Origin of the sequence: Streptomyces sp. MnatMP-M17 (assembly GCF_900091995.1) — a bacterium.
GTDB lineage: Bacteria > Actinomycetota > Actinomycetes > Streptomycetales > Streptomycetaceae > Streptomyces.
In genome coordinates, this window is the sequence record NZ_FMDK01000026.1 from 1 (window position 1) to 9,389 (window position 9,389).

Here is a 9,389-nt window from a genome sequence, read left to right on the forward strand (position 1 = left end):
GGGCGCTGGAGGCGGGCGCTGGAGGCGGGCGCTGGGGGCGGGCGCTGGAAAGGCCAGGACCCGCCGGGCCCCGGTCATGCCAGAGCGTCGGAGCGTCAGAACGAAGTCGGTGCCGGTTCCAGGAAGCCCTCCTCCACCAGTAGTCGGATCGCCTGCGGTGTCCGGTCACGGAGCAGTACCGGATCCTCCTGCATGAGCTGGGCGATCGCGTCGAGAATCCGCCCGGCGCTCAGCCTCCCGTCGCAGACACCCGCGAACCCGGCCGCCACCGCGTCGACCTTCGTCGCCCGCCGCATCCCCCGGTGCTGCCGCAGCACCACATGCTCGGGATCCTCGGCGCCCGGCAGTCCCACCTGCTCCTGGACAACCTCGGGTGCCAGAAGGAAATGGCCGGCCAGAAGGCCCGCGTCATCGTGCGCGCGCAGGAAATCCTGCCGCTCGAAATGGGCCCGTACGGTCTCGCCGAGCGGCTGCTCGACCGGATGCGGCCACTCCTCCACCACGATCGACTGCCGCTCGGCGCCCGACTTCCTGAGCGTGATCCAGCCGAAGCCGACGGCCTTGGTCTTACGGGCCTCGAACTCGTCCAGCCACGCTTCGTACCGCGCGGCGTACTCCTCCTGATCCTCGCGGTGGTCACCGCTGTCGCGCAGCCACAGCTCCGCGTACTGCGTCACGTCCTGGACCTCGCGCTGCACGATCCAGGCATCGCAGCCGGCCGGCACCCAGGAACGCAGCCGCTGCTCCCACTCCTCCCCTTCCACGTGCTGCCAGTTGGCGAGGAAATGCGCGAATCCGCCGGTGCGCAGCCGCTCGCCCGCCTGCTGGACGAGCGTGCGGCACAGATCGTCCCCGCCCATCCCGCCGTCCCGGTAGGTCAGCCGGGCACCGGGCGAGATGACGAACGGCGGGTTGGAGACGATCAGGTCGTACGTCTCGTCCCCCACCGGCTCGAAGAGCGAACCCTCGCGCAGCTCGGCGGCCGGCGCGTCGGAGAGAGCCAGCGTCAGCCGGGTGAAGCCGAGCGCCCGCGGATTGAGATCGGTGGCGGTGACCCGTACGGCGTGCTGGGCCGCGTGCAGGGCCTGGATACCGGAGCCGGTGCCGAGATCGAGCGCCTTCTCGACGGGTGTCCGTACGGTGATCCCCGCGAGGGTCGTGGAAGCCCCGCCCACGCCGAGCACCACTCCCTCGTCATGGCCGCTCGCGCCCGAGGCACCTCCGACGGCGAGCCCCAGGTCGGAGACGATGAACCAGTCCTGTCCCTCCGGCCCGCCGTACGGCCGGACGTCCACCGTGGCGCGGACCTCCTGCCCGTCCCATACGAGCCAGCCGTCGGCCAGCGCCTCCTCCAACGGCAGCGCTGCCGCCGCACGCTCCTCCGGGACCGGCTTCTGGAGCAGAAAGAGCCGTACGAGCGTTTCGAGCGAGGTGTCGCCACGGGTGGCGCGCAGCGCGGGCACGGTCTCGCTGCGGGCCAGCGCGGCGTACGCGGGCGCGCCGAGCAGATCGAGCAGGCCGTCAACGGTGAAATCGGCGGCGAGCAGGGCCGCACGGAGTCGGGGCGAGTGGTCGGGCGCGGGAAGGCTGGTCGTACTCACCCGCCCATTGTGTCGGCTCCCACTGACAACGGCCCGCGGCCCGGTCCCTCCGTTCGAGGGACCGGGCCGCGATGTCATGTTCGAGAGCGTCCAACGGAGCCCGACGGATTCTGATGCTTCCCGAGGCTTCCTAGCCGCCGTTCACCGACGAGCCGGTCGCCCCGGCGCTCGTCGGCGGCGTCTTCTGGCACCCGGTCTGCTTCGCCATCGCCTTGCCGACAGAGCCGGACTGAAGCTTCTGGAGCGCCTTGTCGCCGCTCCTGCTGAGCTTGTCCAGTTCGTCCGCGACGCCCTTGAGGCCGTCGGCGAAGTCCGCCTGGTCCTTCGTGTCGAGCTCGTCGACCTTCTTCTGGAGGCCCGCGTACGCCGTGGAGGTGGCGTTGAGTTCCTTGACGGCCTCCTGCTGAGTCTTCTCGCCGTCGGTGACGGGCGGGGCGCCCGCGCTGTTCACGGCGGAGCCCAGCGCCTTGTAGGCGCCGGAGATGGACTGGAAGGCCGCAGAGTCGGTCCTCTGGACGTCGATGGGCTTGGTGCTGTCCGAGGTCGCCTGCTGGATGGAGGTGTTGGCGGCCCCGATCTTCTTCAGCTCGGGCTGAACCTGGTCGCAGACCTTCTTGGCCCAGTCGTTCACCTTGCTCTCGCTGTCGTCACTGCAACCGGACAGCGTCATGAGCAGTACCGCACCGCCGGACAGCGCGGCCACAAGCTTCTTGTTCACCGGATGGTCCCTTCCAAGGCTCTCGGCCCCGGAACATACACGCCAAGTGGGCGACAACCGTGTCCAGGTCGCACAGTCTGTGTGCTATTGCAGCCATTTGCACCAAGGGAGAGACACCTCACGCGCACCGTGCGTTCCCGAGAACGCCGACGGGCGGACGGCGCGTCCCTCCACGCCGCCCGCCCGCCGCTCAGCCACCGATCGGCCTGACGCCTATGCCTGTACCTGTACGGTCACGGGCCCCGGCACGCCGCCCGACCGGCCGTCATGACGCCACAGCCGGGTCCGGCGACTTCTCCGTCCCGCCGCCGGAACCGTCACCGCCGCTGCCGTCACCGCCGTCCACCGTCACCGAGCGCCGCTTGGAGACGTACACGGCCCCGATGATGACGGCCAGCGCGAGCACAGCCACCAGGGCACGGATGCCCGCGCTGGCGTCGCTCCCGTAGCTGAACTGCACCACCGCGGGCGCGATGAGCAGCGCCACCAGGTTCATCACCTTCAGCAGCGGGTTGATGGCCGGGCCCGCCGTGTCCTTGAACGGGTCTCCGACCGTGTCTCCGATCACCGTCGCGGCATGGGCGTCGCTGCCCTTGCCGCCGTGGTGCCCGTCCTCGACCAGCTTCTTGGCGTTGTCCCAGGCACCGCCGGAGTTGGCCAGGAAGACGGCCATCAGGGTGCCGGTGCCGATCGCACCGGCCAGGAACGAGCCGAGCGCCCCGACGCCGAGCGAGAAGCCCACCGCGATCGGCGTGAGGACGGCGAGCAGTCCCGGCGTGGCCAGCTCGCGCAGCGCGTCCTTGGTGCAGATGTCGACCACGCGCCCGTACTCCGGCTTCTCGGTGTAGTCCATGATCCCGGGATGCTCGCGGAACTGCCGTCGCACCTCGTAGACCACCGAACCCGCCGACCGCGACACCGCGTTGATCGCCAGCCCGGAGAAGAGGAAGACGACCGCGGCACCGAGGATCAGCCCCACCAGATTGTTGGGCTGGGAGATGTCCAGACTGAGCGTCAGCCCGTCGGCCACGGTCCCGACATCGGCGACGGCCGTGGCGATGGCGTCGCGGTACGAGCCGAAGAGCGCCGACGCGGCGAGTACGGCCGTGGCGATGGCGATGCCCTTCGTGATGGCCTTCGTGGTGTTGCCGACGGCGTCGAGGTCGGTGAGCACCTGGGCTCCCGCGCCCTGGACATCGCCGGACATCTCGGCGATGCCCTGGGCGTTGTCGGAGACCGGACCGAAGGTGTCCATGGCGACGATGACGCCGACGGTGGTGAGCAGCCCGGTGCCGGCCAGCGCCACCGCGAAGAGGGCGAGCATGATCGACGTACCGCCGAGCAGGAACGCCCCGTACACCGCGAGCCCGATCAGCAGCGCGGTGTAGACGGCGGACTCCAGACCGATGGCGATGCCCGCGAGCACCACGGTGGCGGGACCGGTCAGGGCGGACTTGCCGATGTCCCTGACCGGGCGCCTGGTGGTCTCGGTGAAGTAGCCCGTGAGCTGCTGGATCAGGGCGGCGAGCACGATACCGATGGCGACCGCGACCAGCGCCAGCACACGCGGATCGCCGCTGTGCGTGAGGATCTCCTGGTCGTCCACTCCGTCCAGTCCGGCGTACGAGGACGGCAGATAGACGAAGACCGCCACGGCCACCAGGGCGAGCGAGATCACCGCGGAGATGAAGAAGCCGCGGTTGATGGCGCTCATACCGCTGCGGTCGGCGCGGCGCGGAGCCACGGCGAAGATGCCGATCATCGCCGTGACCACTCCGATCGCGGGAACGATCAGCGGGAAGGCGAGCCCGAAGTCCCCGAACGCCGCCTTGCCGAGGATGAGCGCGGCGACCAGCGTCACGGCGTACGACTCGAACAGGTCCGCGGCCATGCCCGCGCAGTCCCCGACGTTGTCGCCCACGTTGTCCGCGATGGTCGCGGCATTGCGCGGATCGTCCTCGGGAATGCCCTGCTCCACCTTGCCGACCAGGTCGGCTCCGACGTCGGCGGCCTTGGTGAAGATCCCGCCGCCGACACGCATGAACATCGCGATCAGCGCGGCGCCGAGTCCGAAGCCCTCCAGCACCTTGGGCGCGTCGGCGGCATAGACGAGGACCACACAGGAGGCGCCGAGCAGGCCGAGGCCCACCGTGAACATCCCGACCACACCGCCCGTACGGAATGCGATCTTCATGGCCTTGTGGGAAACGGCCGTGAGATCTTTTTCCGGCTCGCCCTCCGCCGGTGTCGCCTCGCGCGCCGCCGCGGCGACCCGCACATTGCTGCGTACGGCAAGTCGCATGCCGATGTAACCGGTGGTCGCCGAGAAAAGCGCGCCCACCAGGAAGAACAGCGAACGTCCCGCGCGCTGTGACCAGTTGTCGGCCGGCAGCAGCATCAGCAGGAAGAACACCACGACGGCGAAGACGCCGAGGGTACGCAACTGCCGGGCCAGATAGGCATTCGCGCCTTCCTGGACGGCCGCCGCGATCTCTTTCATCGAATCCGTGCCCTCGCCCGCCGACAGGACCTGACGCACCAGGAGCTGGGCGACGAACAGAGCCGCCAGCGCGACCACCGCGATGACGATCACGATGAGCCGATTGTCGTCCGTGAGTATCGCGGCTGCGAGAGAAGTGGGGTGTTCGGACAGTTGTGGATGGAAGTGCCCCGCCATTCGTCCTCCTTGACGCTCAGCGTTCAAGATGGACGGATTGTAGGGAGCAGGACCTGATCAAAACAGAGCACGCCACATGTAATCGACCTTGACTTATCCGCACACAAATGATCGCACCGAAAATAGGTAATGGGATAGACACATTGATAAAATGATCGACGATCTTCGGTGAAATAAGAAAGGCCCTGCTCAGCAGGGCCTTTCAAGGCAGGGCAATGGGGAGATCTGATCAGGGCATCCCGGCAGTCCGATCAGCACACCGCCGCGATTCGATCAAGGCATCGCGACCAGTTCGATCAGGGCATCCTGGCTCGATCAGGGCATCGTGACAGCCGACGCCGTCGGCCAGCTCATCCGGATGACACCGCCGTCGTCTCCCGTGGTGACTTCCACATCGTCGACGAGCCCGCTGATGACCGCGAGCCCCATCTCGTCCTCGCCCTCGGCGTCGCCGTCGTACAGATCGCCCGAGGAAGCGCTCTCGGGCGAGTCGGAGGCCGTACCACCACCGGTACCGGCACCGCCGCCCGTGCCGGTGACGCCGTCGCCGACCTCGATGGAGAAGTTCTTCTCCTCCTCGGTCAGCACCACTCTCACCGGGGCGGTGATGCCATGGCTGCGGTGCAGCCCTACCGCCCGGCTGCATGCTTCACCGACCGCGAGTCTGACCTCGTCCAACACTGCTTCGTCGACTCCGGCCCGGCGCGCCACGGCGGCCGCCACCAGACGGGCCGTCCTGACGTGTTCGGGCTGGGCGCTGAAGCGCAGTTCAACGGTGGCCATGCGATCCCCCTCGAACGTACGAGCGTGCGAACTCACGAGCGAGGGCATCCGGGCGGAACGCCCGGTGCCTCTGCCCTCTTCCGGAAGGCTGTGGCCGACCTCAGTCGGTGGCCGCCACGGCCTCGTCGACCGTGGTGTGGATCGGGAACACCTTGGTGAGGCCGGTGATCCGGAAGATCTTGAGAATGCGCTCCTGGTTGCAGACCAGACGCAGCGAGCCCTCATGGGCGCGCACTCGCTTCAGGCCACCCACGAGCACGCCGAGACCGGTCGAGTCCAGGAAGTCCACGCCCTCCATGTCGACAACCAGGTGGTAGCTGCCGTCGTTCACCAACTCGACCAACTGCTCGCGCAGCTTGGGCGCGGTATACACATCAATCTCGCCACCGACCTCGACGACCGTACGGTCGCCACCAGGGCCGGACACATTGCGAGTCGACAGGGACAGGTCCACGGATCCTCCAGCACCTTGCTATCGAGCGGTCGCCCCTCGGGTCTCCCCGACGGAGCCAGGGGACGTATCGCCAGCCGCGATGGCATTCAATCACTTACCAGCAGTCGCGCACGACGCCTTGAGCCCATTGTCCGTCACACCAGTGACACACTCGATGCCGATGGCCAGGAATCCCAGCCCCAGCGGGCCCCCCGAGACCGGGGCCGAGCGCCCTTCTCCCGGTACGGTCCTCGACCGGCTCACCGCGGGAGCGGGCCGGGCTGCGCGCATCACCCATACGGAGCACCTGCCCCCGCGGGCGGGCCGTCATGCCGTCTGGCCGGATCGCATCAGACCAGAAGTGATCAACGCCATTCAGCAGGCCGGGATCGACCATCCGTGGGCCCACCAGGCAGCCGCCGCCGAGCACGCCCTGGACGGCGAATCGGTCGTCATCGCCACCGGTACCGCCTCCGGCAAGTCCCTCGCCTATCTCGCTCCCGTGCTGTCCACGCTCCTCGACGGCTCCGAGGCCGCCAACGGCCGGGGCACGACCTCGCTCTATCTCGCCCCGACCAAGGCGCTCGCCGCCGACCAGCGGCGCGCCGTCAGAGCGCTCGCGGAACCGCTCGGCAACCGCGTACGCCCAGCCGTCTACGACGGCGACACGCCTGTCGAAGAGCGTGAATGGGTCCGGCAGTACGCCAACTACGTGCTGACCAACCCGGACATGCTGCACCGGGGCATACTCCCGTCCCACCCGCGCTGGTCCTCCTTTCTGCGCTCCCTGCGCTATGTCGTCATCGACGAGTGCCACACCTACCGCGGCGTCTTCGGCTCGCATGTGGCCCAGGTACTGCGCCGGCTTCGCCGCGTATGCGCCCGCTACGGAGCGAATCCGGTCTTTCTGCTCGCCTCGGCCACCGCCGCCGAACCCGCCGTGGCCGCCGGCCGGCTCACCGGGCTGACCGTCCGGGAGGTCGCCGACGACGCCTCACCGCGCGGCGAACTCGTCTTCGCCCTCTGGGAGCCGCCGCTCACCGAACTCCACGGCGAGAAGGGCGCTCCCGTCCGCCGTACGGCCACGGCGGAGACCGCCGACCTCCTCACCGACCTGACCGTCCAGGGCGTCCGTACGGTCGCCTTCGTACGCTCCCGTCGGGGCGCCGAGCTCATCGCCGTGATCGCCCAGGAACGTCTGGCCGAGGTGGACCGCTCCCTGGCCCGCCGGGTCGCCGCCTACCGCGGCGGCTATCTCCCCGAGGAGCGCCGCGCCCTGGAGAACGCGCTGCACTCCGGCGAGCTTCTCGGCCTCGCCGCCACCACCGCCCTGGAGCTGGGCATCGATGTCTCGGGCCTGGACGCCGTCCTCATCGCCGGTTATCCGGGCACCCGCGCCTCGCTCTGGCAGCAGGCGGGCCGCGCGGGCCGCTCCGGGCAGGGAGCGCTGGCCGTCCTCGTCGCCCGGGACGATCCGCTGGACACATTCCTCGTCCACCACTCCGAGGCGCTCTTCCAGCAGCCCGTCGAATCCACCGTCCTCGATCCGGACAATCCGTATGTCCTCGCCCCCCATCTCTGCGCCGCCGCCGCCGAACTCCCGCTCACCGAGGACGATCTGACGCTCTTCGGCCCCGCCGTCCCCGAACTGCTGCCGCAGCTCGAAACCGCCGGCCTGCTGCGCCGCCGTGCCTCCGGCTGGTACTGGACCCGCCGGGAGCGGGCCGCCGACCTCGCCGACATCCGGGGCACGGGCGGCCGTCCCGTCCAGATCGTCGAAGCCGCTACCGGCAGACTGCTGGGCACGGTCGACGAGGCCGCCTCCCACACCTCGGTCCACGAGGGAGCCGTCCATCTCCACCAGGGCCGGACCTATCTGGTGAAGCGGCTCGATCTGGCCGACTCGGTCGCCCTGGTCGAGGAGGCCGCCCCGCCATACTCCACCACCGCCCGCGACACCACCGCCATCTCCGTACTCGAAACCGACACCGAAATCCCTTGGGGCGACGGACGCCTCTGCTACGGCTCCGTCGAGGTCACCAACCAGGTCGTCTCCTTTCTGCGCCGCAGGCTCATCACCGGCGAGGTGCTCGGCGAGAGCAAGCTCGATCTGCCGCCACGGACGCTCCGCACCCGGGCCGTGTGGTGGACGGTCACCGAAGACCAGCTCGACCGGGCACGGGTCAATCCGGAGCAGCTCGGAGGCGCGCTCCACGCGGCCGAGCACGCCTCGATCGGAATGCTCCCGCTCTTCGCCACCTGCGACCGCTGGGACATCGGCGGAGTGTCCGTACCGCTCCACCCGGACACCCTGCTGCCGACGGTCTTCGTGTACGACGGCCATCCCGGCGGCGCGGGCTTCGCGGAACGGGCCTTCCGGACGGCCCGGGAGTGGCTCTCGGCCACCCGCGAGGCAATCGCCTCCTGCGAGTGCGACGCCGGCTGTCCGTCCTGCATCCAGTCCCCCAAGTGCGGCAACGGCAACGATCCCCTGCACAAGCGCGGCGCCGTACGACTCCTGACCGAACTGCTCAGCTCCGCCCCACAGGCCCCGGCAAACCCAGCGGCCCCGGCAAACCCAGGGACTCCGGCTGCTCAGGCGGTCTCAGGGGCCGCAGCGGCCGAGTCGGTCGCGCCCGCCATGGACTAGGCCCTCTCACAGCCGTCAGCCGTCATCTCAAGGCCCCGGCCTTCACGCTTCCGGGCGGAGGCGTCGCGAGCGGCGGGCCCGCGCGGGCCCTGACCGTCGGGGTGTACGGTCCGAAGGGCGCCCGGGCCGTCACATCCGCGATGCCGCCGCTCAGCCCGCACCTGACCACCTCCGCACCCTGTGCCGACGCCACATCGGCCGCCCGGCGGCAGGCGTCCGCCTGTCCCAGCAGCGCGTGGTCCACCGCGGCGAGGGCCGCCAGATCCGCCGCCGCAGCCGCCCGGTGACGGGCGACGACCGCCTGTCCCATGGCCAGCACCACCGCGAACACCACGCACATCGTGGTGGCCGCCATGGCCGCCCATACCGTCGCCGCGCCCCGGTCCCTGATCATGGCGCCACCACCGCCGGCACCGGGCCTCCCATGCCGTCTCCAGAGGCGTTCAGGGCGTCCTCGGCCGATGCGACCGCCTCCGCCGTGAGCGTCACGCCCAGCCCGCCCGTCCCGGGCATCGGCGCCTCCACCC

The 9,389-nt window shown here is 69.7% G+C and carries 7 protein-coding genes; 1 reads left to right on the plus strand and 6 read right to left on the minus strand.

Features of this window, described 5'->3' with window-relative positions; all coding sequences use genetic code 11:
• Positions 1–95: 95 nt before the first annotated feature.
• From GA0115259_RS01585 to GA0115259_RS01605, 5 genes are all read right to left on the minus strand, one after another.
• Positions 96–1,601 carry a DUF7059 domain-containing protein gene (locus GA0115259_RS01585; protein WP_256097873.1) on the minus strand — a complete coding sequence of 502 codons (1,506 nt, stop codon included), beginning with the start codon at positions 1,599–1,601 and terminating at the stop codon, positions 96–98.
• A gap of 130 nt (positions 1,602–1,731) precedes the next feature.
• On the minus strand, positions 1,732–2,319 hold the full coding sequence (locus tag GA0115259_RS01590) for a small secreted protein (RefSeq protein ID WP_066950788.1): 588 nt from the start codon (positions 2,317–2,319) through the stop codon (positions 1,732–1,734).
• Positions 2,320–2,584: 265 nt separating this feature from the next.
• Positions 2,585–4,996 (minus strand): sodium-translocating pyrophosphatase, encoded by a 2,412-nt coding sequence (locus tag GA0115259_RS01595; protein WP_093589690.1) that lies wholly within the window; start codon positions 4,994–4,996, stop codon positions 2,585–2,587.
• Positions 4,997–5,311: 315 nt separating this feature from the next.
• Positions 5,312–5,779, minus strand: a complete 468-nt coding sequence (locus GA0115259_RS01600) for an ATP-binding protein (RefSeq protein WP_093589693.1) — start codon at positions 5,777–5,779, stop codon at positions 5,312–5,314.
• Between the two features lie 100 nt (positions 5,780–5,879).
• Complete coding sequence (locus GA0115259_RS01605; protein WP_003967428.1) at positions 5,880–6,233, minus strand: STAS domain-containing protein; 354 nt, start codon at positions 6,231–6,233, stop codon at positions 5,880–5,882.
• 79 nt (positions 6,234–6,312) lie between these two features.
• Between GA0115259_RS01605 and GA0115259_RS01610 the strand changes: the two genes are divergently transcribed.
• A complete protein-coding gene (locus GA0115259_RS01610) occupies positions 6,313–8,862 on the plus strand; it encodes a DEAD/DEAH box helicase (RefSeq protein ID WP_237539686.1) in 2,550 nt (849 codons plus the stop codon).
• Positions 8,863–8,884: 22 nt separating this feature from the next.
• On the opposite strand, the gene GA0115259_RS01615 is transcribed toward GA0115259_RS01610, so the two are convergent.
• Positions 8,885–9,256: an Rv3654c family TadE-like protein gene (locus GA0115259_RS01615; RefSeq protein WP_093589696.1), complete on the minus strand. Its 372-nt coding sequence runs from the start codon at positions 9,254–9,256 to the stop codon at positions 8,885–8,887.
• Positions 9,257–9,389 lie beyond the last annotated feature (133 nt).